At 55.8% G+C, this 23,811-nt stretch carries 21 protein-coding genes; 10 read left to right on the forward strand and 11 right to left on the reverse strand.

What is annotated here, in order from left to right; translation table 11 throughout:
* Positions 1-24: 24 nt before the first annotated feature.
* From PYR66_16140 to hutI, 3 genes are all read right to left on the reverse strand, one after another.
* Positions 25-750, reverse strand: coding sequence for a histidine utilization repressor (locus PYR66_16140; GenBank protein WEF26838.1), 726 nt, complete (start codon positions 748-750; stop codon positions 25-27).
* 79 nt (positions 751-829) lie between these two features.
* On the reverse strand, positions 830-1,786 hold the full coding sequence (hutG, locus tag PYR66_16145) for a formimidoylglutamase (protein ID WEF26839.1): 957 nt from the start codon (positions 1,784-1,786) through the stop codon (positions 830-832).
* On the reverse strand, positions 1,783-3,042 hold the full coding sequence (hutI, locus tag PYR66_16150; protein WEF26840.1) for an imidazolonepropionase: 1,260 nt from the start codon (positions 3,040-3,042) through the stop codon (positions 1,783-1,785). The genes hutG and hutI overlap by 4 nt, the downstream gene beginning before the upstream one ends.
* A 214-nt stretch (positions 3,043-3,256) precedes the next feature.
* Here hutI and PYR66_16155 point away from each other — a divergent pair, with 214 nt between their 5' ends.
* Positions 3,257-4,540 carry a putative acyl-CoA thioester hydrolase gene (locus PYR66_16155; protein WEF26841.1) on the forward strand — a complete coding sequence of 428 codons (1,284 nt, stop codon included), beginning with the start codon at positions 3,257-3,259 and terminating at the stop codon, positions 4,538-4,540.
* A gap of 39 nt (positions 4,541-4,579) precedes the next feature.
* On the opposite strand, the gene PYR66_16160 is transcribed toward PYR66_16155, so the two are convergent.
* Both PYR66_16160 and PYR66_16165 read right to left on the reverse strand, forming a co-directional pair.
* Positions 4,580-7,267, reverse strand: a complete 2,688-nt coding sequence (locus PYR66_16160) for a cation-transporting P-type ATPase (protein WEF26842.1) — start codon at positions 7,265-7,267, stop codon at positions 4,580-4,582.
* A gap of 51 nt (positions 7,268-7,318) precedes the next feature.
* Positions 7,319-7,750, reverse strand: a complete 432-nt coding sequence (locus PYR66_16165) for a universal stress protein (protein WEF26843.1) — start codon at positions 7,748-7,750, stop codon at positions 7,319-7,321.
* Positions 7,751-8,282: 532 nt separating this feature from the next.
* Between PYR66_16165 and PYR66_16170 the strand changes: the two genes are divergently transcribed.
* The 3 genes from PYR66_16170 to PYR66_16180 are packed head-to-tail and all read left to right on the forward strand — an operon-like array spanning position 8,283 to position 13,408.
* Positions 8,283-9,368, forward strand: coding sequence for an efflux RND transporter periplasmic adaptor subunit (locus tag PYR66_16170; protein ID WEF26844.1), 1,086 nt, complete (start codon positions 8,283-8,285; stop codon positions 9,366-9,368).
* Complete coding sequence (locus PYR66_16175; GenBank protein ID WEF26845.1) at positions 9,368-12,430, forward strand: efflux RND transporter permease subunit; 3,063 nt, start codon at positions 9,368-9,370, stop codon at positions 12,428-12,430. Before PYR66_16170 ends, PYR66_16175 begins: the two co-directional genes overlap by 1 nt.
* A gap of 54 nt (positions 12,431-12,484) precedes the next feature.
* The gene (locus PYR66_16180) at positions 12,485-13,408 is read left to right on the forward strand and encodes an acyltransferase family protein (GenBank protein WEF30476.1); all 924 of its coding nucleotides are present in this window, start codon (positions 12,485-12,487) and stop codon (positions 13,406-13,408) included.
* Between the two features lie 13 nt (positions 13,409-13,421).
* On the opposite strand, the gene PYR66_16185 is transcribed toward PYR66_16180, so the two are convergent.
* Positions 13,422-13,928 carry a hypothetical protein gene (locus PYR66_16185; protein WEF26846.1) on the reverse strand — a complete coding sequence of 169 codons (507 nt, stop codon included), beginning with the start codon at positions 13,926-13,928 and terminating at the stop codon, positions 13,422-13,424.
* 454 nt (positions 13,929-14,382) lie between these two features.
* On the opposite strand from PYR66_16185, the gene PYR66_16190 reads away from it, so the two are divergent.
* The 3 genes from PYR66_16190 to PYR66_16200 are packed head-to-tail and all read left to right on the forward strand — an operon-like array spanning position 14,383 to position 16,261.
* Positions 14,383-14,922 (forward strand): tetratricopeptide repeat protein, encoded by a 540-nt coding sequence (locus PYR66_16190; protein ID WEF26847.1) that lies wholly within the window; start codon positions 14,383-14,385, stop codon positions 14,920-14,922.
* Between the two features lie 2 nt (positions 14,923-14,924).
* Positions 14,925-15,467, forward strand: a complete 543-nt coding sequence (locus PYR66_16195; protein WEF26848.1) for an RNA polymerase sigma factor — start codon at positions 14,925-14,927, stop codon at positions 15,465-15,467.
* Complete coding sequence (locus tag PYR66_16200) at positions 15,464-16,261, forward strand: hypothetical protein (GenBank protein ID WEF26849.1); 798 nt, start codon at positions 15,464-15,466, stop codon at positions 16,259-16,261. Before PYR66_16195 ends, PYR66_16200 begins: the two co-directional genes overlap by 4 nt.
* A 60-nt stretch (positions 16,262-16,321) precedes the next feature.
* On the opposite strand, the gene pgl is transcribed toward PYR66_16200, so the two are convergent.
* Positions 16,322-17,317: a 6-phosphogluconolactonase gene (gene pgl, locus PYR66_16205; GenBank protein WEF26850.1), complete on the reverse strand. Its 996-nt coding sequence runs from the start codon at positions 17,315-17,317 to the stop codon at positions 16,322-16,324.
* Between the two features lie 367 nt (positions 17,318-17,684).
* Here pgl and PYR66_16210 point away from each other — a divergent pair, with 367 nt between their 5' ends.
* Positions 17,685-18,503 carry a pyridoxal phosphatase gene (locus PYR66_16210; protein ID WEF26851.1) on the forward strand — a complete coding sequence of 273 codons (819 nt, stop codon included), beginning with the start codon at positions 17,685-17,687 and terminating at the stop codon, positions 18,501-18,503.
* On the opposite strand, the gene modC is transcribed toward PYR66_16210, so the two are convergent.
* The 4 genes from modC to PYR66_16230 all read right to left on the reverse strand — a co-directional run bounded on the left by modC (position 18,504) and on the right by PYR66_16230 (position 21,316).
* The gene (gene modC, locus PYR66_16215) at positions 18,504-19,562 is read right to left on the reverse strand and encodes a molybdenum ABC transporter ATP-binding protein ModC (GenBank protein ID WEF26852.1); all 1,059 of its coding nucleotides are present in this window, start codon (positions 19,560-19,562) and stop codon (positions 18,504-18,506) included.
* A 2-nt stretch (positions 19,563-19,564) separates the two neighbouring features.
* Positions 19,565-20,254 carry a molybdate ABC transporter permease subunit gene (gene modB, locus PYR66_16220; protein WEF26853.1) on the reverse strand — a complete coding sequence of 230 codons (690 nt, stop codon included), beginning with the start codon at positions 20,252-20,254 and terminating at the stop codon, positions 19,565-19,567.
* Positions 20,251-21,027: a molybdate ABC transporter substrate-binding protein gene (modA, locus tag PYR66_16225; GenBank protein WEF26854.1), complete on the reverse strand. Its 777-nt coding sequence runs from the start codon at positions 21,025-21,027 to the stop codon at positions 20,251-20,253. Before modA ends, modB begins: the two co-directional genes overlap by 4 nt.
* Positions 21,028-21,166: 139 nt before the next feature.
* Complete coding sequence (locus PYR66_16230) at positions 21,167-21,316, reverse strand: AcrZ family multidrug efflux pump-associated protein (protein ID WEF26855.1); 150 nt, start codon at positions 21,314-21,316, stop codon at positions 21,167-21,169.
* A gap of 153 nt (positions 21,317-21,469) precedes the next feature.
* On the opposite strand from PYR66_16230, the gene modE reads away from it, so the two are divergent.
* Together modE and modF are read left to right on the forward strand one after the other, a co-directional pair.
* On the forward strand, positions 21,470-22,258 hold the full coding sequence (gene modE / locus PYR66_16235; protein WEF26856.1) for a molybdenum-dependent transcriptional regulator: 789 nt from the start codon (positions 21,470-21,472) through the stop codon (positions 22,256-22,258).
* Between the two features lie 67 nt (positions 22,259-22,325).
* Positions 22,326-23,801: a molybdate ABC transporter ATP-binding protein ModF gene (modF, locus tag PYR66_16240; protein ID WEF26857.1), complete on the forward strand. Its 1,476-nt coding sequence runs from the start codon at positions 22,326-22,328 to the stop codon at positions 23,799-23,801.
* Positions 23,802-23,811: the final 10 nt, after the last annotated feature.

The following is a 23,811-nucleotide window of genomic DNA, read 5'->3' on the forward strand; positions in this document are numbered from 1 at the left end:
ACGTTTTGCTGACGCCAGGAAGGATCAGGAACTGAAATGGCCCTGCAGACGGTAGCGCGCGCCGGGGAACAGCAGGCGCGCGTGAGAAACGATATGCGTCGTCGACCAGGTGCGGCGGCGAATAAGCAGGCATGGATCGTGCGGCAGAATGCGCAGCAGCGCGCACTCTTCCGCCGTCGCCTGCACCGCCTCGACAATATGCTCGCCTTCAGTTAATGGCGCGATCAACGACAGATAATCGTGCGGCGTGGTAGTGGTGTAATCCTGTAACAGATAGTCCGGCACCACCGCGGCATTCACGCAACGATCTTCGATTTGCACCGGAACGTCGTTTTCGTAATGCACCATCAGCGAATGGAAGATGCGGGTTCCTTCGGCAACGTTAAGCGCTTCCGCCTGAACCACATCCGCTTCGGTCTCCTCCAGCAGCAGTACTTCACAGCGGTGCTGATGGCGACGAGACGCGATTTCATCGGCAATACTGCGCACTTCGAACAACGCCGACTGCCCTTTCGGCTCGGCGACAAAGGTACCCACCCCCTGTAGCCTGACCAGCAGGCCCTCATCCGTCAGTTCCCGCAGCGCGCGATTAATGGTCATGCGGCTGAAGCCGAACTGGGCGACCAGTTCAGCCTCCGACGGGATGCGGTCGTGCGGACGCCACTCCCCGCGATAAATTTTTTCGCTGATCGCCTGCTTCACCTTTTCATAGAAAGGCGCGGGCGCGGAACGCGGTTGTTGTGCAAACATGACCTGGCTTTCCTTATGCTAAATGAGCGCCTTATGCTAAATGAGCGGAGCGGCGAAACGAAAATAATACCCCGGATCGCTAGCGCCACCAATGGGCGATTTGCCATGCCAGGCGGGCCGCCGCGCGGGCGCCCTGACCATCAATATCAAATTGCGGATTGAATTCGACCAAATCCACCGCCTGCAACTTACCGCTGCGGCACAATGGTTCGACGATGCGTAACAGCGTCGCCAGCGGAACGCCCAGCGCCGCCGGAGCGGAAACCGCCGGCATTTCGCGCGCTGGCAGCACGTCGAGATCGATAGTCAGGTACAGGCGATCGAATTGCGCGATATTGCGCTGAAGCTCCGCCAGCACGCGGGTTTCGAAGGCTTCCAGCACCTCCAGATCCTCCACGATAGCCACCTCGCGTCGTGCCGCTTCGTCCCACAGCGCCTGGGTGTTGGCCGTCCGGCTGACGCCAATACAGGTATAGTGAAAACCACGCTGCTGCGCATCGCACTCCAGCGCCAACTGGCGGAACGGCGTTCCGGAACTGGCGCATTCGGCAAAACGGAGATCGAGATGCGCGTCGAGATTGATAATGCCGACTTTTTCGCCCGGGAACGCATCGAGCACCCCGGCGCCGTGACCGAAAGCCGTCTCGTGGCCGCCGCCCAACACCAGCGTGCGTTTGCCGGCGCGCTGGCAGGCGGCGACCGCCTCGCGCAACGCCTGATGCGCGGCTTCCAACTGCTCGCCTTCGACGCTAATCGTTCCCATGTCTACACAGCGATCGTGCCCCTGATGGCTGGCCATATTCGCCAAAGCCCGGCGCAGCGTTTCCGGGCCGAGCCCGGCACCGGTACGCCCTTTATTGCGCCTTACTCCCTCATCGCAGGCGAACCCCAGCAACGCGATATCGCCGGGCATCTCCTGCGGCGCGAAGCGTTCCGCGCGGGCGATGGTCTGAAACAAACGCAGCGCATTTGGCGCTTCCGCGCTATCGTCGCGCCCTTGCCAAAGGCTGGCGGGAGTGGCTTGCCACAGCTTCATTGCATTTCTCCTCGAACGACGCGATGCCAGAGCGGAGTACGCCCTGGTTCATACACCATCTCGACCGGATGCTCGGCATCCCAGATGGCAAAGTTAGCGACAAAGCCCGCCGCCAGCTGGCCATGGCTATCCTGACGCCCCAGCGCCCGCGCGGCATGGCGAGTCACCCCGGCCCAGGCCTCTTCCGGCGTTAAGCCAAATTTGACGCAGGCCATGTTCATCGCCAAATGCAGGCTGGCAAAGGGGCTGGTGCCCGGGTTGAAATCGGTCGCCACCGCCATCGGTACCTGATACTTGCGCAGCAGTTCCACCGGCGGTTTACGGGTTTCATTAAGGAAGTAGAACGCGCCGGGCAGCAGCGCCGCCACAGTACCGCTTTGGCTCATCGCCGACACGCCCTCTTCCGTCAGATATTCGATATGGTCGGCGGAGAGTCCGTGATAGCGGCTCACCAGCTGAGCGCCGCCCAGCGACGATAGCTGCTCAACATGACCTTTTACCGGAATACCGAGCGCCTGCGCGGCCTGGAATACGCGCTCGGTTTGTTGCGGACTGAAGCCGACGTTTTCACAGAAGACATCAACGCTTTCAAACAGCCCCTCCTGCCACAGCGTCGGCAGTATCGTCTCGCACACCAGCGAGATATAGCCGTCGGCATCACCTTTGTATTCCGGTGGCGTGGCGTGAGCGGAAAGCAGCGTGGCGGCAACTTCTACCACATTTTCGTCAGCCAACTGGCGGGCTACCCGCAGCATCTTACGTTCGTTTTGCAGATCGAGACCGTAGCCGGATTTAATCTCCAGCGTTGTCACCCCTTCTCGTAGCAAGCGAGCCAGACGCGGCTGCGCGAGAGTTAACAGTTCGGCTTCGCTGCTTTCGCGCGTGGCGCGCACGGTGGAGTTAATCCCGCCGCCGTTGGCGCTGATGGTCTGATACGACACGCCATTCAGCCGCTGCTCCCACTCCTGTGCCCGGCTGCCGCCGAAGATAAGATGGGTGTGGCAATCAATCAGTCCCGGCGTCAGCAGTCGCCCTTCGAGGTCGATGCTGCGCCCGGCAGGGGTCTCATCATCAGCGACGATCGCGACAATGCGGCCGTCGCGCACCAGCAGCGCGTGGCGCTCCAGCATGCCGTACGGCTGGGAATAATCAGGGTTCAGGGTGGCGAGACGCGCGTTTCGCCAGATAACGAGTTCAGAGGTGGCTTCGGTCATAGCGTTCAACTTGTCATGGGTTGTATAGACATTTATTTTCATAACGTCGGTAATGTCAATAAAAGCACGGGTAAATGTTATTTTTTTGTGACTGAAGACGCCCCGGCGACGTATCACGTTGCGTAAAGAAGTGAAGTTTTTGAACTGGCGTCTTCCCGTTTCGCTCAAGTTAGTATAAAACAGCAGGTTTTAAAGGACTTATACCCTGGCACCGACAGAGGGTATGTAACTTCGCATGATTTTTGCCCGGAGCAACATGAACACATATTCCGTTTCCCGCCTGACGCTGGCGCTGGCCTTCGGCGTGACGCTGTCCGCCTGTAGCTCAACGCCTGCCGATCAAAGACCCTCAACGCAGACCGCGCCGGGCACCACCGCGCGTCCGATTCTCAGCGCCGATGAAGCGAAAAACTTTACCCCGGCGGCGTATTTCCAGTCGCTGACGCCGAATGCCGCCGCCTGGACGCCGTCCGCTATCAGCCTACCGGCGCAGCCTGACTTCATCGTCGGCCCGGCCGGTACGCAGGGCGTGACCCACACCACCATTCAGGCCGCGGTCGATGCGGCGATAGCCCGTCACTCCGCCCGTCGTCAGTTCATCGCCATCATGCCAGGCGAGTATGCGGGTACCGTATATGTCCCTGCCGCGCCAGGCGCGCTGACCATTTACGGTACCGGCGATAAGCCTATCGACGTAAAAATCAGCGAAGCGATTGATTCCGAAATGGACCGCAATAGCTGGCGTCATCTGGTCAATCCAGCCGGTAAATATATGCCGGGCAAACCGGCGTGGTATATGTTCGATAGCTGCCAGAGCAAATCCGCCGCCACCGTGGGCGTGATGTGTTCCGCGGTCTTCTGGTCGCAGAATAACGGCCTGCAGCTGCAGAACCTGACTATCGCCAACAACCTCGGCGATAGCGTTGATGCCGGTACCCACCAGGCCGTCGCGCTGCGCAGCGATGGCGACCAGGTCCAGATCAACAAGGTCAATATTCTTGGCCGCCAGAATACCTTCTTCGTCACCAATAGCGGCGTGCAGAACCGTCTGCAGGACAACCGCCAGCCCCGCACGCTGGTGACCAATAGCTATATTGAAGGCGATGTGGACATCGTTTCCGGCCGCGGCGCGGTGGTATTTGATAATACCGATTTCCGTATCGTGAACTCACGTACACAGAAAGAAGGCTACGTTTTCGCGCCAGCAACGCTGAAAAGCATGACCTACGGCTTCCTGGCGACCAACAGCCGCTTCACCGCCTCCGGTGATAACGTCGCCCAATTGGGCCGTGCGCTGGATGTCGACGGCAACAGCAACGGTCAGGTGGTGATCCGCGATAGCGCCATCAATGAAGGCTTCAACATAGCCCAACCGTGGGCGGCGGCGGTCGGTTCCAACCGCGCTTTCAACGGCAACGTCGGTGCGGAAGATGCCAAAGGCAACCCGCAGCGCAACCTCAACGACAACGGCTTCAACCGCATGTGGGAATATAACAACCGCGGCGTGGGCAGCGCTGTCGTTGCCGTACCGAAGCAGTAAGTGATGGACGCAGGGGGAAGCCTCCCCCTGCGTGTTACCTCAGGAAGTACGCCATCTGCGGGTAAGCGGTTTTTCAACTTCCACAATCAGGAACATGATAAACCCGATAATGAAGGTGATGACCCAATAGCGGAACGGCAGTCCGGTGGTGCCGAACAGCATCTGCATAAACGGCGCATAGATAATCAGCAGTTGTAAAACCAGCAATACGCCGCTCACAATCCAAATGCCTTTATTCGCCAACAGGCCCTTACTCAGCGAAAAGCCATCCGAGATACGGCAGTTCAGCATATAAAACCATTGCGCCGTAACCAGCGTTTGCAGCAGCACGGTACGAATAAACTCCGGGGAATAGCCTCGCGGCTGCAGCCAGGCTTCCAGCACAAACGCGCTGATGGCAATCATCGAACCGACAAAGATGACGCGCCAGATAGCAAAGCCATCCATCACGTGCAGTTTCGGGTCGCGCGGCGGCCGTTTCATAATATTTTGTTCACCGGCTTCAAATGCCAGACCAAACGACAGCGTGGCGGAAGTCGCCATGTTCATCCATAGAATCAGCACCGGCGTCAGCGGGATCAAGTTACCGGCCAGCAGCGCAATGATGATCAGCAGCCCCTGCGCCAGGTTCGTCGGCATGATAAAGAGGATGGTTTTTTTCAGGTTATCGTACACCCGACGCCCTTCCCTGACGGCGCTGGCGATAGTAGCGAAGTTGTCGTCCGTCAGCACCATATCGGCGGCTTCTTTCGTCACCTCGGTGCCCTTAATTCCCATGGCGATACCGACATCGGCCTGTTTCAGCGCCGGCGCGTCGTTGACGCCGTCGCCGGTCATACCGACCACCTCTTTGCGACTCTGCAACGCTTGCACCAGACGGAATTTATCTTCCGGGCTGGTACGGGCGAAAATATCGTATTGCTGCGCGGCCTCGCTGAGCTGGCGATCATCCATGACTTCCAACTCGCGGCCAGTAATCGCATTACCGGTATTGCCGATCCCCAGCATTTTACCAATACTCATCGCCGTTTGCGGGTGATCGCCGGTGATCATTTTGACGCGGATCCCCGCCTGCAGACAATCGCCAATGGCGGTAATCGCTTCCGGGCGCGGCGGATCCATCATCCCGGCTACGCCCAGTAGGATAATCCCCTGCTGCAGATCCTGATGGGTCAACTCACTCTGCCCCGGCGCTGCTGGTTTCCACGCCGCCGCCACCATCCGCAGCCCTTCCCGCGCATACTCCTCAATCTTGCTTTCCCAGTAGGGCTGATCGAGCGGCTGCAGGCCATTTTCCGTTTGCTGATGCTGGCACAGGCGGAACAAGACGTCCGGCGCGCCGGTGAGTAAAATCACCTCTTCATCGCCCAGTCGATAGAGCGTCGACATGTATTTATACTGCGAATCAAAGGGGATTTTGCTGCGCAGTTCGCTGGTGAGCGGCGCCAGCGTCACCTTGGCCGCCAGCACTTTCAACGCCCCTTCAGTCGGCCCGCCGGTGATTTTCCACAACCCGCTTTCATCTTTGATGAGCTGGCTGTCATTACAGAGATCGATAGTGCGTAAATAGCGTTCCAGCAGCGAACCTGTCGCTACCGAAACTGGCGCCGGGTCGTTAACGGAGTGGATATTGCCCTTCGGCTCGTAGCTATCCCCTTCTACCCGGTAGACATCATCGGCGGTGATCACCGCCTTCACCGTCATCTCGTTCATCGTCAGGGTGCCGGTTTTATCCGAGCAGATCACCGTCATCGCCCCTAAGGTCTCAACGGTCGGCAGTTTACGAATAATCGCCTGCTGGCGCGCCATCGTCTGCACACCCAGCGAGAGAATGATCGAGATGATCGCCGGTAACCCTTCCGGTACCGAGGCCACCGCCAGGCTGATCAGCGACAGCATCAATTCCGAGACCGGCATGTCGCGGAACATCACGCTGAAGACGAACAGCGCGGCCATCATGATCAGGATAATGATGAAAATGGCTTTGCCCAGTTTATCCATTTGCACCAACAGCGGCGTCCGGTGTTTTTCAATGTCCGCCATCATCTGGTTAATATGCCCGAGCTCGGTATCGCCGCCGGTGGCCACCACCGCGCCTTTACCGCCGCCTGAGCTCACCGTGGTGCCGGAAAACAGCAGGTTGCTGCGGTCGCCGAGCGGCAATTCGCCGCTGAGGGCATCGGTTGTTTTCTCCACGACCGTCGATTCGCCGGTAAGGATGGCCTCCTCTACACGCAGGTTATGCGCTTCAATGACGCGCAGATCGGCAGGAATACGATCGCCTGCGCGGATCACCACAATATCGCCCGGCACCAGTTTGGTCGTTGGGATCGTTTCATGTCCGCCCTGTCGGATCACCACCGCCTCGCTGGAGAGCATATTGCGAATGCTCTGTAGCGATTTTTCCGCATTGCTTTCCTGAATATGGCCGATCAGGGCGTTGACCACCGCCACACCGAGGATCACCAGCGTGTCCACCCAGTGCCCCATCACCGCGGTTAACAATGCGGCAGCCAGCAAAACGTAAATCAGTACGTCATTAAAATGCGCCAGGAAACGCAGCCAGGCGGGTTTACCCGGCTTTTGCGGCAGGGCGTTTTCGCCATATTGCTGCAGGCGCGAAACGGCGTCCGCGTTGCTTATACCTTCGGGCGAGCTATGAATACTCGTGAAGGTTTCATCAACGGAAAGCTGATAGAACGGGCCGCCCGGTTTGTCTGCATTCATAGATTTTTCCTCGACTCCTGTAGGGGAAATCAAGGCGACTGTCAGCCGCCGTTAACGAACCACAAAAACCGGCACGTGGGCATAGCGAACGATGCTGGCGGCTTCCGAGCCCAGCAAATGCGTCTGGATGCCAGGATTACGCGAGCCAATAATGATCACATCCGCCTGGAGTTCATCCGCCAGCGATATCACCTGGTCGCGAATATTCCCGCTGCGAACATGAGGCTGGACGTGATCAGGTAAAAGCGAATTTTTTTGACTGAGTTCAGCCAGCTTTTCCTTTGCCGTATGAATAAGATGCTCTTCCATCTTACGCGCGTCGGAGATAAATCCCCGGGTTAATACCGGAGAAAAAGCAGGAATAACATGTACTAAATGAATTTTACCCGCGGAGTGCTGGGCAAGAAACTTAGCATGAGATAGCGCTTTATCAGCCAGCCCTACGTCAAATACATCAACCGGCACCAGAATATTTTTATACATAGAAAGAATCCTTTTATTACCAATACAATACGAAGTAATTGATACCCCCTCAGGCGGGGCAGGAATACAATCTCAACAACTTAAGGGGATAGCGGAATGAATGTATTTAAACGTAGCACAGGATAATTAACATTATTAAGTTACGTATTAATATATTGATAAATATCGTTAGTTACTGCTTTAACAATACGTTACATCACTACGTATCGCTAATCATCTGGACGCTGCCATTATCGATATTTAACACTTCAGGTTTTCTACGGCTATGCTTTAGCTGATACCGATAACCTATTGCGTAATTACCCGCTAAATCAGTGGCAAATAATCGACTCACCTCGCCTGCGGCGCCAAGGGAGGAAACCATGTTCGGCTATAGTCTGACACGTTTGGGTTTGTTTGTCGTACTGGCCATTGTCGCCTGTACTGTCGTCGGCCTAATCACTTATATGGTGGTGTCGACTCTCGGCAATTAAATTCGGATGCTGCCATCAATGGATAAAACAAAGAACCTTTTAGCGTTGAGGGGAATACAGTGAACCGTTATTTTTCTCTCATTCCCGTACTTATTTTGACCATCAGCGCCTGCGATCAGAAAACGCCGCAAGTTGAGGCGGCGCCACGGATGGTCAAAGTGGCGGAGGTCGTCGCCATCGGCAATGCGCAGCAGCGTATATTCCCTGCGCGCATTGAGTCCGGGGACTCCACGGAATTATCCTTTAAGCGCGGCGGCCAGGTAGAATCGCTGGATATTCGCCAGGGCGCCGCGATTCACGAAGGCCAGACGCTGGCGCGGTTGAACTCGCGGGAAGCCCAGCAGCGGGTTAATGAGCGGCAGACTGCGGCAACGCTCGCCCAGCGGCAATTCGACCGCTTCCAGACCCTGGCCGGACGCCAGGCCATTTCACAGGCGGAAATGGATGTTCAACGCGCCAACCGCGACGCCGCCAACGCGGCGTTGAAAATCGCCCGCGAAGAACTGTCGCAGATGACGCTGGTCGCTCCCTTTAGCGGTATTGCCGCTGGCGTGGCGATCCGTAATCATCAGGTCGTCGCCGCAGGCCAGCCGGTGATCACCCTGACGCGAACCGATCTGCTCGATGTGGTCTTCAGCGTGCCGGAAAATCTGTTTACCACTCTTGATATACGTAATACGCAATACCGCCCGATCGTGAAAATTAACGCCATGCCGGATCGCCAGTTTAGCGCGCAATACAAAGAACATACCGGCAGCAGCGATAACAATACCCTCACCTGGCAGGTGATTTTAACCATGCCGCGCCCGGAAGGTTTCCCTTCGGTAGGCGGCGTGAGCGGAACCGTGACCATCAATTTGGCAGAGCTCCCCGCCAGCCTCGGGCGCGAAACGCTGGTGGTGCCGGTCGAAGCCGTGTTCAATCCCGACAACCATCCACGCAATGAACCTCATGTGTGGGTGGTAAAAGGTGAAAACAACCAACTACACCTTGAGGATCGCAAAGTCAGCGTCGGTCAGGTCACCGCCCAGGGGGTGGTGATTACACAGGGGCTGAGTGCGGGCGAACGCGTAGTCGCCGCGGGCGTCAATGAACTGCATGCCCAACAGCCGGTGCGAATCTGGACGCGTGAACGAGGTTTGTAATGGATATATCCCGCCAGTTCATCAATAACCCCACCCGCGTCTGGCTGGCTATTTTGCTGCTGGGCGTCGGGGGGATCTTCGCGCTGCTGAATATTGGCCGTCTCGAAGACCCGGCGTTTACCATCAAAACCGCCGTCATTATTACGCAATACCCCGGCGCTTCCGCTCAACAGGTTGAGGAGGAAGTGACGTTACCGCTGGAAAACGCCCTACAGCAACTGCCGTACCTTGATAACGTCAGTTCTATCTCCTCGAATGGTTTATCGCAGATCACGGTGAATATCGCCTCGCATTACCATTCCAGCGAACTACCGCAAATTTGGGATGAACTGCGGCGACGGGTCGGCGACGCCAGTCGGCTTTTCCCGCCGGGAGTGGCGGCGCCATTTGTTAATGATGATTTTGGCGATGTTTTCGGCTTCTTCTTCGCCGTATCCGGCGACAGCTTTACTAACCCGGAATTAGTGCGCTATGCCGAGCAATTACGCCGGGAACTGATTCTGGTGCCGGGCGTCGGCAAAGTCGCGATCGGCGGCGCCATTCCGCAGCAGATCAATATCGATATCTCATTGCCTAAAATGGCCGCTCGTGGGATTACGCTCAATCAGCTCGCGACACTCCTCAGCCGCCTCAACGTGGTCTCCAACGCCGGGGATATCCGCTCCGGCAGCGAATCGATCCGCCTTCATCCTACCGGTGAATTTGAGAATATCGATGAATTGGGCGATCTGCTGATAAGTCCCCACGGCGCCAGCGCCGCCACGCGACTGCGCGATATCGCGACGCTGTCACGCGGGCTGAACGAATCGCCAGCCAGCATTTATCACGCCAATGGTCGCCAGGCCATCACAATGGGCGTCTCCTTTATTCCCGGCGTGAACGTCATTGACGTTGGCCGCGCGCTGGAGGCAAAACTCCAGCAAATGTCGGCGGATAAACCCGCCGGTATTAAGATTGACCTGTTTTACGATCAGGCGGCGGAGGTCGCGCATTCGGTCAATGGCTTTATCAGTAACTTCCTGATGGCGCTGGCGATCGTGGTCGGCGTGTTGCTGATTTTCATGGGTGTGCGAAGCGGGATCATCATCGCCTTCTCGCTGGCGCTGAATGTGCTCGGTACCCTGCTTATCATGTATCTCTGGGGGATCGAGCTACAACGGATCTCGCTCGGCGCGTTAATCATCGCGCTGAGTATGCTGGTCGATAATGCGATTGTTATTGTCGAAGGCGTGCTCATTTCGCGTCAGCAAGGTTCGCCGTTGCTGGGCGCCATCAACTATGTGATCCGCCGTTCCGCGCTACCGCTGCTCGGCGCGACGGTCATTGCCATTCTCGCTTTCGCGCCAATTGGCTTGTCGCAGGATTCGACTGGGGAATACTGCAAATCTCTGTTTCAGGTGCTGTTGATTTCGCTGATGCTCAGCTGGTTTTCCGCACTGACCATTACGCCGGTATTAATAAAATGGTGGTTATTTAAAGGCGACGCTGCGGCCACGGAGCCAAACGCAAACACCGATCCCTACGGCGGAGCCTTCTATCGCTGGTATCAGAGGATATTGCATACCCTGCTGCTGCACAAAAGCGTGACGCTGGTGGTGTTGGCCGCGCTCCTCGCCGGGTCAATTTGGGGATTCGGTTCCGTCAGGCAAAACTTTTTCCCCTCCTCAAACACGCCTATTTTCTTCGTCGACCTCTGGTTGCCCTACGGAACGGATATTGCGGCGACGGAAAAAATGGCCAGCGATATTGAGCAAACGATTAAGGGCCAACCCGGCGTCGTGACCACCATCGCCACCATTGGCCAGGGGAGCATGCGCTTTATTCTGACCTACAGCGGCCAGCGCCAGTACAGCAACTATGCGCAGATTATGGTGCGTATGGACGATCAGCACAGCATCGCCCCCCTGACGCGCCATATTGACGCCTGGATTGCGCGCAACTATCCCCAGGTCAACGCCAGCAGTAAGCGCGTCATGTTTGGCCCTTCAGGCGATAGCGCGATTGAAGTACGTATCAAGGGGCCCGATCCTGATAAGCTGCGGTTTATCGCCAGCGAGACGCGCGACATCCTGGCGCAGGACCCCGCGACCGATAGCGTTCGCACCGACTGGCAGAACCGCAGCAAGGTGATCCGCCCGCAGTATTCGCCAATCATCGGCCGGGAACTCGGCGTGGATAAACAGGATATTGATAATGCCCTGGAGATGAATTTTTCTGGTAGTCGCGTGGGCCTGTATCGTGAAGGCGCCGACCTGTTGCCGGTAGTGGTACGCCCGCCGCCGGCCGAGCGCCAGGATGCCAACCATCTTAATAACGTGTTGGTCTGGAGCCAAAGCCGGCAGCAGTATATCCCGCTCAGTAATGTGGTCAGCCAATTCACGCTGGAGTGGGAGGACCCGCTAATTCTGCGCCGCGACCGCAGCCGGGTACTTACCGTGCAGACCGACCCGGATCCGTTAAGCAACCAGACCTCCGGCGATATTCTCGCCCGGGTCAAACCCAAAATCGATGCCCTACCCCTGCCGCACGGCTACAGCATTGAATGGGGCGGCGATGCGGAAAACTCGAGTGAGGCGCAACAGGGGCTGTTCACTACCCTGCCGCTAGGCTTCCTGGTGATGTTTGTCATTACCGTATTAATGTTCAGTTCGCTCAAAAACGCCATCGCCATTTGGTTAACGGTGCCGCTGGCGCTGATTGGGGTAACGCCGGGTTTCTTGCTCACCGGTATTCCCTTTGGCTTTATGGCGCTGATCGGCCTGCTGAGCCTCAGCGGTATGCTGATTCGCAACGGTATTGTGCTGGTAGAAGAAATTGAACAACAAAAAAAGGACAAGGATCAGTACGCCGCCATTATTTATGCAGCAACATCGCGCTTACGCCCCATATTGCTGACGGCCTTCACCACGGTATTGGGTCTCGCGCCGCTGTTGCGTGACGTCTTCTTCCAGAGTATGGCGGTGGTGATTATGTTTGGTCTTGGCTTTGCGACGGCGCTGACATTACTGGTTCTGCCGGTGTTATATGCCTGCTTTCACCGCAAGGAGAAGGGACAACAATAATGAGCGACAATAATGAATAGTACTGGATTGAATGTCATTAAAACACTGGGATGTATGACCGCGGTGACCTTTTTCACCATCTACAATACGTGGGATAACTATGATTACGACTACCACTGGGTCCTCGGCTTTCTGACATTTATCTCGACCATTGCTACCCCACTGTTCTTTGTCGTAGCCGGTTATCTTGATTCGCAAACGCGGCACGATGAAAAATGGCAGATTGGTAAAATCAAAAGCGTGGTGATCGTATTTCTGTTCTGGGTGTCAATCTATTATATCTGGGAACCCTACCAGCGCGGCTATCTGATCCAACCGTGGTTCGTCTTCGCGTTGATTGTTATTTACACCTTTCATCCCGTTATTGAATGGCTCAGCCAACGACCACGCGTATTCTATGCAATAGTTTTCACACTATTGCTATGTTCTTATAGTTACGATCTGCTGGCGGCGATCTATCCCAACAAACACCTGCTCAGCCTCCCGCCGCAGTATCGACTCTGGACCTGGTTACTGTTTTATTTAACCGGACAGTTGTTTAACGACCGTCAATTATCCCAGTGGCTAAGCCAACGAAAGGTGATTAACGCCGCGATCATATTGCTGCCGTTTGTTTATATCTTCACCTGGTTCTATGAGCGTCATTTCCTCTTCGCGATCTTTAAAGTCGACAGAAATGCCTTCCTGCTAACCGGTTCGCAAATCTATATTCTGATTGTCTTACTGGTGATTGCCGCCAACGGCGTGCAGTTCAATAAGCATAAAGAGATCAAAGAGACTATCCTGGCGACGATCAGCAAAGCGATGACTGGGGTCTACATCCTGCACTATTCGGTATTCCATCTGCTTATTTTACTGATCCCTATCAACTCGTTGGCAACCAAACTGGGCGTCATCGCCTTAACGTTTTTGCTTTCCGTCGCCATTTCACTGCTGGCGCTATCTAATCGAATATCAAAGAAAGTCATTACCATTTAAGGTATTAACCTCCCTAGCGAAAACTCCACTGGATACTGATAACAAAAACGCTGGGGAGGATAATTCCCGATTCGATGCCGAAGTAATCGGTAAAGTTGTACTGAATCGCGTGATAAATATAGGGAGAGAAACCTATTCCGGTAGCGTCTTTAAAATCTTTATAAGAGCCGTGGTCGCCGCAATGCTTAAAGGAATCAAAGAAAAACTCGCCGGTATAACCATACACGCCCTTAAATGTCCAACCGCGGTCGTTTTTGATCCAGTCCCGACGCACGCCCAGCGCTAAGCAGCGGTCGCTAAAGCTATTATTCATGGTGCCGACCAGAACACTGTATTTCGAATCCTCGGAGAATTTACGCTCGACCGAGAAAAACTTATTATCGAAATTTTCCGTATACTGGCCATGGTTATGGGTCAGATGGTAAACATAGGAACCTGTATTTATCGAGTACAGGTTAATCTCATCAGCATGAGCCATCGTGGTTAAGGCTAGCAAGAGTGTTATATTTTTAACGCGCACTGCTCACCTCCATAGACTATGGATACAGCAAGACCACGTAAGATAGAAGGAATTCCGCCGTCAAAGGTAGTAAAAAGCGTAGCACCGACGCTCGCGAATAACCGGAAATATCCGCAATTATTTCCCGGAAGATAAGACTAAATGTGTCAGCGCCTTTACCTGCCTGTTCAATAAGCATACAAATATCAACGTATTATTCTGTATATTTATCTTCCGACGCGGAGGTAAGCATCCTGTCGACGACTGTGTTGCTGTGTACAGCTTCTCGCGTCGGAACCTTTTGCTAAATTGTCATCCCCCAGGCGACGTTGGCCGGAATATCGTCATGCAAAAAAGTATCATCACCGGCGAATAAATCCCCCGCTGGCGCGTTTACTCCTCAGTACCGACAACGCGATAACCCGCCCGCAGCGATTGCTGGCCTATCGCGTATTTCGCACACCAGGAGGCCACCATGAACGCGCAATTTTCTCCCGTACGGCGCTTAGTCGTCCCGGCACTGCTATTTTTGTTATATACCCCAGCGGTTTTTGCCATGGGCGATAACAGCCCGAGCAAGCAAACGCCGGATTGTCCCAGCGGCCAGGCTTACGACAGCGTGAGTCAAAAATGCGTCCCGCAAAAAACCAGCAGCCTTAGCGATCAGGATAAAACCAACTATGCCTGGCATCTGGCGAAAAAAGGCGAGTATCAGGCAGCGCTGAACCTACTGGATACGCTGCAAAACGCCAATACGCCGGAGGCCTGGAACTATCGCGGCTACGCCACCCGCAAACTGGGACGTACCGATGAAGGGATTGGTTATTATCAACGCGCGCTGGCGCTGAAGCCTGACTATGCCAAAGCCCGCGAATATCTTGGCGAGGCGTGGATGGTCAAAGGACGCCCGGATCTGGCCAAACAGCAGCTGGCGGCGATCGCCGGTATTTGTGGCCAAAGCTGCGAAGAATACCGGGATTTGCAGTCTGCGATAAACGGCCATCCTGAATCCTGAGTATGACGGGTATAGATGAGGAGAAGAACATCGCAACCAGTGTCGTTCATAGCCAACTTGCCGCCCATCTTCCTCGTTTGTGGCGCTACGGCCTCATCTTATCGCACAGCCGCGACATCGCCGAGGAACTGGTGCAGGCCACCTGCCTTCGCGCGCTCGAAAAGAGCGCGCAGTTTACTCCAGACACTCGCCTCGACAGGTGGTTATTCTCCATTCTGCATTCGATCTGGGTTTCAGAACTGCGCGCTCGCCACGTTCGCCTCGGCCAGGGTGTTGTTGAATGCGAAGAACTGATTGCTCCCGATCCCCGTGAGCAGGACGACACGCAGCGGCGCTATCGACAAATTATGCAGCAGGTTAATCACCTTCCCGAAGCGCAGCGTAATGCCGTATTTCTGGTCTATGTCGAAGGATTTAGCTATCAGGAAGCGGCCGCGACGCTGTCCGTCCCCGTCGGCACCATTATGAGCCGGCTGGCGGCGGCGCGAGAGACGCTGGCCAACGCGCAGTCGTTTTCACCCCCGGCGCAGGAGAAACGCTCATGACCCCACTCCGCTTTTCCCCCCCCTGGCAAGACGAAGCCATTATCGCCTGGCTTGACGGCGAAATGTGCGAAGAGGATGCCCGCCAGTTTAGCGAAACTTTTACGCGCGATCCGCAACTCGCCAGCCGCGTCGCCGCGCTGATGCGCAGCCAGCAGCCGTATCGACACGCCTTCTCTGCCCTGCTGGATGAAGCGCCGATGGCGCGCATGCAGGCGAAACTGGCGCCGTCGCTCACCGGTTCCGCCAGCCAGCCGCGGGAGGACGCGCGCGTCAGCCGTCGTTCGCTGATTGCCGCATCGCTCAGCCTGTTGGTTATCGGCAGCGGCGCGGGATACTTCTGGCGGCCGACGCCGCGGGAAGGGGACGATGACGAGAACATGCGCCGCCTTGAAGCGCAGTACATGTCGCTGTATAGCGCGGAAACGCTGGCGGACGTGGAAAGTTCAGCGGAGATGCTGGACCGCGGTTTATGGCGTTCGGCGCAGGACATTGGCCTGCGGTTGGATCGGCAACAGCTTGCGCTGCCGGGAGCGGAGCTGAAGATGGTTCGCATGCTGCGCTACGAAAGCACCTCGATTACACAAATTGTCTGGCTGCATACCGGCTACGGCCCGATAGCGCTTTGTGTATCGCCTGCCGCCCGGCAAAACGCCTCGCCGCCGCAAAACGAGCAGCGTCAGGGGATGAACCTTAACTGGTGGCGCCGACGTGGCTACCAGTTTGTCTTGATTGGCCGCATGCCGGTAAACGAGTTGCACAGCACGGCGTTGGCGCTGCAAACCGCCCTGAGCTGAAAAAAAACCTCGCATGCGCGAGGTTTAAAACCGAGGGTTCAACTTTCCGTCGGGGCGCAATTAATGCGCGTTAACCACCACCCACATCGGGCCCTGACCAACGGCATAACGCCCTTTCTCTTTTAACAACCCTTGTTCGCCCTGGATTTCATACACCGCGATATGATGCGATTTCTGCCCTGCGGCAATCAGATACTTACCGCTGTGGTCGAGGTTAAAACCTCGCGGTTGCGCTTCGGTCGGCTGATAGTCCTCGATAGACAGCACACTGCCGTCTTCAGAGACGCTAAAGATGGTGATAATGCTGGCGGTACGATCGCAGGCATACAAATGACGACCATCCGGGGTGAGATGGATATCCGCCGCCCAGCGCACGCCGGTGAAATCCGACGGCATCATATCCAGCGTCTGCACACATTCAATTTTACCGTGCGGATCGTTGAGTTCCCACACATCAACAGAGCTATTCAGCTCGTTAACACAGTAACCGTACTGCTGATTTGGATGGAACACCATATGCCGCGGGCCCGCGCCTTCAACGGTCGTCACTTCCGCGGGTTCTTCCGCCGCCAGGTAGCCGTCGTCGCTGAGGGTAAACAGGCAAATGCGGTCCTGCTTCAGCGCCGGCACCCACAGGGTACGGTTGTCCGGCGAGATATTCGCCGAGTGACAGCCTTCCAGTCCTTCGACCACCGTCACCGTTTCGCCCGGCAGGCCATCAATCAGCGGCGTAACACTCACGCAGCCCTGATTATAAGAAGCGCTGAAAACAAAACGGCCCTGATGGTCAGTGGAGATATGCGTCGGGCTGCCCGGCAGTGCGGCCTCGCCAGCGAAGGTCAGTGCGCCGTTATCTGGCGCAATGCGGTAAGCCAGTACGCGAAACTCCGGGCGAACGCCGACATAGAGATACTCTTTATTCGGGCTTACCACCATCGGTTGCACCTGACCCGGGGCATCAACAACCTGGACCAGCGTCAGGTTGCCTTCTGCATTCAGGCTCCAGACGTGAATCTGATGACTCTCCGGGCTAGCGGTATAAACGGTTTGTTTCATGACTACTCCTTCCTCACTGCTCGTGGAAATTGTTATACATTCATCTGCCGTATGGTGTGTTCGATGAATGGTACATACCCTAAATAATTCAAGTTGCAGAAAGGCGGCAAGGGCGCGACAAATTCGTCAGGAACGAATTTGACCAGCCAAAGGCTGGCCTTCGGTGAGGGACAAGGATGTCCCTCATTAATCCCCAGGAGCATAGATAACTATGTGACTGGGGTGAACGCACGCAGCCAACGCATCTGCAGCTTGAAGTATGACGGGTATAGACGCTTTTGACGGTAGATGCTGAAAAATTTGCCCCTGACACCAAGCCGTGTACCATCAGGGTAGATAACTTTTCACCATTAACCGGACACAACACATGACCTCACGCGTGATTGCCCTGGATTTAGACGGCACCCTGCTTACCTCGAAAAAAACGATTCTTCCGGCTTCACTCGATGCGCTGGCGCGCGCCCGGGAGGCTGGATATCAGGTGATCGTCGTAACCGGCCGACATCACGTCGCTATCCATCCTTTTTATCAGGCACTGGCTCTCGATACACCTGCAATTTGTTGTAATGGCACCTATTTGTATGATTATCAGGCAAAAAAGGTTCTTGAAGCCGATCCCATGGCCGTTGATAAAGCGCTTAGCCTGACGGACATGCTCGCTGAACACGACGTTCACGCCCTGATGTACGTCGATAACGCCATGCTCTACGAACACCCGACGGGTCACGTGATCCGTACCACCCAATGGGCGCAGTCGCTGCCGGTTGAACAACGCCCGGTCTTCACCCAAGTGGATTCACTGGCGCAGGCGGCACGTGAAGTGAACGCGGTGTGGAAATTCGCCCTCACCGATGAAAACATACCTAAACTGCAGGCGTTCGCGCAGCACGTCGGCCAGACGCTAGGTCTGGAGTGCGAATGGTCGTGGCACGATCAGGTGGATATCGCCCGCGCGGGCAATAGCAAAGGTAAACGCCTGGCCCAGTGGGTCGCCTCGCAAGGGCTATCGATGCAGGACGTCGTCGCCTTCGGCGATAACTATAACGATCTCAGCATGCTGGAAGCAGCCGGAACCGGCGTGGCGATGGGTAACGCGGTTGAGGAAGTGAAAGCGCGGGCTAACGTGGTAATCGGCGAAAACGAAACCACCAGCATCGCCGACTTCATCCACCGTCATCTGCTGTAATCAGGCGGCGATTGATACGCTCTTGATTTGCGCATACAGCCACTGACCTGGGACCACGCCCAGGTCATCCCGCGCCCACGGGCTGATGCGCGCCCAAAGCTTGCGTCCGCTGACCGTTAGCTGTACCTCAATCTGCCCGTTGGTTTCCAGACACTCGACAACCTGCGCACGCAGGATATTACGAATACTGGTCTGTCGCGGGTGTTCCAGCACCAGTGACACATCCGAAGCCTGAATACGAATACGTGCAGGCTCACCCGGCGCCCGCGCCAGTTGATTAACCCACAACTGCTGATCACCCAGCGCCAGTGCGGTCATCGCGTACTGCGGATGCTGCGCTATCACCGAAACGTTAAGAATAGTGCTCTGCTGCTCCTGTGGCAGCCACGGATGCATCACGCTGCTGCTCCAGACGCTTTCCAGATCGCCAAACGCCTTCACCTTACCGTCTTCCAGCACCAGAACGTTATCAGCAAGGTGCTGAATTTCATCCAGCGAGTGGCTGACGTACAGCATCGGGATATGGATCTCGCGCGCCAACCGCTGTAGGTAAGGCAACAACTCACGCTTGCGCGGAATATCCAGTGAGGCCAGTGGTTCATCCAGCAGCAGCAATTCCGGCGCGGTCAGTAAAGCGCGGCCAATTGCCACCCGCTGCTTTTCGCCGCCGGATAAACCACCGGGCAGACGGTCAAGCAGATGCTCAATCCCCAGTAGCGCCACCAGCTTATCAAACTGATCGACCATACTTTTGGCCATGCCGTACTTCAGGTTACCGCGCACTTTATAGTGCGGGAACAGACGCGCATCCTGGAACACATAGCCGATACGCCGCTTCTCCGGCGCCAGACAGATCCGCTGCTGCGCGTCATTGAGCACCCGGCCATTGAGCACGATTCTCCCCTGCTGTGGCTGAGTCAGCCCGCTGATGGCGTTGATAAGCGAGGTTTTTCCTGCACCTGAGACGCCAAAGACGGCAGTAATACCACTGGCGGGCAGCATTTCATGAACGTCCAGACAGTGGTTGCCCAACGTCTGGCTAAAATCAAGTTCCAGCATGATTATTTCCCCATCCGCTTACGGCTAAGGCGCGCCAGCCATTCGGAGACCAGCAGCGATATCAGCGCCAGAATAATGGAAATGATGCACAACCGCGCGGCGGCGCCTTCACTGCCGGGGGTTTGAATCAGGGTATACATAGCTGAAGGGATGGTTCGGGTTTCGCCTGGAATATTCGATACAAAGGTAATGGTGGCGCCGAACTCACCCAACGAACGGGCGAAAGCCAGCACCGTACCCACAATAATGCCCGGCAGGGTCAGCGGCAGCGTAATGGTGAAAAACACCCGCCAGCGGTTAGCGCCCAGCGTGCGCGCCGCCTGCTCGAGCTTAACGTCTACCCCTTCGAGCGCAAGGCGAATCGCCCGCACCATCAGGGGGAATGACATCACCGCCGCCGCCAGCACTGCCCCACGCCAGCTGAAGGCGAAGGTGATACCAAACCAATCGTATAACCAACTGCCGATAAAACCGCGTCGGCCCATCGAAATCAACAGGAGATACCCCACTACCACCGGCGGCAATACCAATGGCAGGTGGATAATACTGTCGAGTAACGCTTTACCGGGAAAATGGCGGCGCACCAGCAGCCAGGCAAAAAAGATCCCAAAAGGTAAGCTACAAACCACCGCCAGGGATGACACTTTCAGGCTCAGCAGTACCGCCTGCCATTCGGGATCGCTCAAAATCATTCGTGCGTTGTAAATCCGTAACGTTTAAAGATAACCGAGGCCTCAGGGCCCTTCAGATAGTCATAAAACGCTGATACTGTAGCATTTTTGTGCCCATCAACGATAGCCAGCGGATACTCGACTTTCTTATGCGAATCTTCCGGGAAAGTACCGACCACTTTTACGCCCTTGCTGGCGACGGCATCAGAGCCATAGACGATACCCAACGGTGCTTCGTTGCGCTCCACCAGCGCCAACGCGCCGCGAACATCTTCAGCCGGCGCCAGCTTCGGCGACAGCGTTTCCCAGGCGCCCAGTTTCTGCAGCGCTTCTTTAGCATAGATACCTGCCGGCACGTGTTCCGGGTCGCCTACCGCCAGACGGCCGCCTTTCAGCAGGCTGGTCCAGTCGGTTTTATTATTAATGGTGATATCGCCCTGAGCGCTGGCTTTCGGCGCGACCACCACCAGGCTATTACCCAGCAGGGTGGCGCGAGAGGTCGTATCAATTGATTTTTTCTCTACCGCGTAGTCCATCCATTTCTGGTCCGCGGAGATAAACAGATCGGCTGGCGCGCCAGCTTCTATCTGCCGCGCCAGTGTGGAAGATGAGGCAAAGGAAGAGACAACGTCGACGTTCTTCTCTTTTTTGTACTCTTTCGCAATATCCTGCATTGCGTTGGTTAACGACGCTGCCGCGAAGACAGTGATTTTGCCGTCCTGCGCCAGCGCATGACCAGTAACGGAGAGCGTTAAAGTCGCTCCGGCCAGAAAACGTAACCATTGACGTGCCATCTGAAACTCCTGTGAGTGCGTTATGTAACAGACAATATAACGACAACAGTAAGGATTTCCCAGAGCGATTTGGTGGTAACTGGATGAAGATCAACTTAAAAGAGGAAAGAAAACGCCCGGCTAACCGGGCGTTGGAGAATCAGTGATTTTGCTGGCTGTTGTCTTTATGGCCGACGCCAGAGAAAATGTTAAACACTTCGCCAAGACCGTAAATCAGGCCCATGATGATAGCCATCACCACAGGTACCATGACGACAGCAAATACCAGACTTTTCAACAGCTCTAACATGGTTTGCTCCAGATAGTACGAATACTTCATTGTAACCATTTCAGCCGGAAAAACACGCCCCATTTGTGCGGTGCCTTATGACGACAGCGGCAGATGCCTGTTGCAAGATGGGCGCTATCGTTCACAATACTCTTTTTTCGTCAGGAATTGATTATGCAGGCCGAAATTCTTCTTACTCTTAAGCTGCAGCAGCGCCTGTTCGCCGATCCTCGCCGTATCGCCCTGCTGAAACAGATTGATCAAACCGGCTCCATCAGCCAGGGAGCGAAAAACGCGGGCATCAGCTATAAAAGCGCATGGGATGCGATTAACGAAATGAACCAGCTCAGCGAACAATCGCTGGTCGATCGCGCCACCGGCGGCAAAGGCGGCGGCGGCGCGATACTGACCCGCTACGGCCAACGCTTAATTCAACTGTACGATCTGTTGGCGCAAATTCAGCAAAAAGCGTTCGACGTGTTAAGTGACGATGACGCTCTCCCTCTCGACAGCCTGCTGGCCGCGATCTCCCGCTTCTCACTGCAAACCAGCGCCCGAAACCAGTGGTTCGGCACCATTACCGGCCGCGACCACCAGCAGGTGCAACAGCACGTTGAGGTTCTGCTGGCCGACGGTCAAACCCGCTTTAAAGTCGCCATTACCGCACAGAGCGCCGATCGGCTCGGACTTGTAGAAGGTCAGGAAGTGCTGGTGCTGCTGAAAGCGCCATGGGTCGGTATCACCCAGGATAGCGTCGTCGCACAACAGGCCGATAACCAACTCAACGGACGTATCAGCCATATCGAACGCGGCCCGGAGCAGTGCGAAGTATTAATGGCGCTGCCAGATGGCCAGAACCTGTGTGCCACGCTGCCGCTGGTGCACATCGACGGGTTGCAAGAGGGCGCCGAGGCGATCGCATACTTTAATGCCGACCACATCATTCTCGCGACCTTGTGCTAACGGCATTGACATTACCGCCGCGAAGACGTATCCCTGAAGCACATCGCTGCAAAAAATGGGATACACAATGTCATCATTGCAAATTTCGCAAGGCACGTTTCGTCTTAGCGACACTAAAACCTTAAAAATCGAGCACCTCATCCTCCGCGCCGGCGAAAGCTGGGCGTTTGTCGGCAGCAACGGCAGCGGAAAATCGGCGCTGGCCAGAGCCCTGGCTGGCGAACTGACGCTACTGAGCGGACAGCGCGAAAGCGGATTTCCGCGCATCACCCGCCTCTCCTTCGAACAGCTGCAGAAACTGGTCAGCGACGAGTGGCAGCGTAATAACACCGATCTCCTCAGCCCCGGCGAAGAAGATACCGGCCGCACCACCGCGGAAATCATCGAGGATGAAAAGCGGGATCCTGCGCGTTGCGCCCAACTGGCGGAACAGTTTGGCATCAGTCACCTGCTGACGCGGCGCTTTAAGTATCTATCGACCGGTGAAACGCGTAAAACGCTGCTCTGTCAGGCGCTGATGAGCGAGCCCGACCTGCTTATCCTTGATGAACCCTTTGATGGGTTGGATGTCGCCTCGCGCCAGCAGTTAGCCGATCTGTTAGCCAATCTGCACCTCGCCGGGATCACCCTGGTACTGGTACTCAACCGCTTCGATGAAATTCCGGATTTCGTCGAGTATGCCGGCGTACTGGCGGACTGTACGCTCAGCGAAACTGGTGAGAAACAGGCGTTACTGCAACAGGCGCTGATCGCCCAATTGGCGCACAGCGAAAAACTTGACGGCATGGCGCTCCCGGAGCCGGACGCTCCCGCTGCACGGCACGATTTAGCGGACAACGCCCCGCTTATTGTTCTTAACGATGGCATGGTGTCGTACAACGATAAAGCCATCATTAATCAGTTGAGCTGGACGGTGAATTCCGGCGAGCACTGGCAGATTGTCGGCCCCAACGGCGCGGGTAAATCAACGCTGCTGAGCCTGGTGACGGGCGATCATCCCCAGGGATACAGCAACGATCTGACGCTATTTGGCCGTCGTCGCGGTAGCGGCGAGACCATCTGGGATATCAAAAAACATATTGGTTACGTCAGCAGTAGCCTGCATCTGGAGTATCGCGTCAGCACTAACGTGCGTAACGTCATCCTTTCCGGTTACTTCGACTCCATCGGCATTTATCAGGCGGTGTCTGATAAACAGCACAAGCTGGTACAACGCTGGCTCGATATCCTCGGCATCGACAAACGCACTGCCGACGCCCCATTCCATAGTCTGTCATGGGGGCAACAGCGGCTGGCGCTGATCGTCCGCGCGCTGGTCAAACACCCTACCCTCCTGATCCTTGATGAACCCTTACAGGGATTGGATCCGTTAAATCGTCAGCTGGTACGCCGTTTCATCGATGTGCTCATTAGCGAAGGGACTACACAACTGCTGTTTGTTTCACATCATGCCGAAGATGCTCCGGACTGCATTACCCACCGTCTGGAGTTTGTCCGTAGTGGAGACGGTTACACTTATCGTGTCGGCCCACTGACTGAATGAGGCTATACAG

The sequence above is a fragment of the Klebsiella aerogenes genome (genome assembly GCA_029027985.1).
Lineage (GTDB): Bacteria > Pseudomonadota > Gammaproteobacteria > Enterobacterales > Enterobacteriaceae > Klebsiella > Klebsiella aerogenes_A.

What these genes read in the sequence shown, in the direction of transcription:
- PYR66_16140 (WEF26838.1), bottom strand. Translation starts at nt 750, where the DNA reads ATGTTTGCACAACAACCGCGTTCCGCGCCCGCGCCTTTCTATGAAAAG.
- hutG (WEF26839.1), bottom strand. Translation starts at nt 1,786, where the DNA reads ATGAAGCTGTGGCAAGCCACTCCCGCCAGCCTTTGGCAAGGGCGCGAC.
- hutI (WEF26840.1), bottom strand. Translation starts at nt 3,042, where the DNA reads ATGAAAATAAATGTCTATACAACCCATGACAAGTTGAACGCTATGACC.
- PYR66_16155 (WEF26841.1), top strand. Translation starts at nt 3,257, where the DNA reads ATGAACACATATTCCGTTTCCCGCCTGACGCTGGCGCTGGCCTTCGGC.
- PYR66_16160 (WEF26842.1), bottom strand. Translation starts at nt 7,267, where the DNA reads ATGAATGCAGACAAACCGGGCGGCCCGTTCTATCAGCTTTCCGTTGAT.
- PYR66_16165 (WEF26843.1), bottom strand. Translation starts at nt 7,750, where the DNA reads ATGTATAAAAATATTCTGGTGCCGGTTGATGTATTTGACGTAGGGCTG.
- PYR66_16175 (WEF26845.1), top strand. Translation starts at nt 9,368, where the DNA reads ATGGATATATCCCGCCAGTTCATCAATAACCCCACCCGCGTCTGGCTG.
- PYR66_16180 (WEF30476.1), top strand. Translation starts at nt 12,485, where the DNA reads ATGACCGCGGTGACCTTTTTCACCATCTACAATACGTGGGATAACTAT.
- PYR66_16190 (WEF26847.1), top strand. Translation starts at nt 14,383, where the DNA reads ATGAACGCGCAATTTTCTCCCGTACGGCGCTTAGTCGTCCCGGCACTG.
- PYR66_16195 (WEF26848.1), top strand. Translation starts at nt 14,925, where the DNA reads ATGACGGGTATAGATGAGGAGAAGAACATCGCAACCAGTGTCGTTCAT.
- PYR66_16200 (WEF26849.1), top strand. Translation starts at nt 15,464, where the DNA reads ATGACCCCACTCCGCTTTTCCCCCCCCTGGCAAGACGAAGCCATTATC.
- pgl (WEF26850.1), bottom strand. Translation starts at nt 17,317, where the DNA reads ATGAAACAAACCGTTTATACCGCTAGCCCGGAGAGTCATCAGATTCAC.
- PYR66_16210 (WEF26851.1), top strand. Translation starts at nt 17,685, where the DNA reads ATGACCTCACGCGTGATTGCCCTGGATTTAGACGGCACCCTGCTTACC.
- modC (WEF26852.1), bottom strand. Translation starts at nt 19,562, where the DNA reads ATGCTGGAACTTGATTTTAGCCAGACGTTGGGCAACCACTGTCTGGAC.
- modB (WEF26853.1), bottom strand. Translation starts at nt 20,254, where the DNA reads ATGATTTTGAGCGATCCCGAATGGCAGGCGGTACTGCTGAGCCTGAAA.
- modA (WEF26854.1), bottom strand. Translation starts at nt 21,027, where the DNA reads ATGGCACGTCAATGGTTACGTTTTCTGGCCGGAGCGACTTTAACGCTC.
- PYR66_16230 (WEF26855.1), bottom strand. Translation starts at nt 21,316, where the DNA reads ATGTTAGAGCTGTTGAAAAGTCTGGTATTTGCTGTCGTCATGGTACCT.
- modE (WEF26856.1), top strand. Translation starts at nt 21,470, where the DNA reads ATGCAGGCCGAAATTCTTCTTACTCTTAAGCTGCAGCAGCGCCTGTTC.
- modF (WEF26857.1), top strand. Translation starts at nt 22,326, where the DNA reads ATGTCATCATTGCAAATTTCGCAAGGCACGTTTCGTCTTAGCGACACT.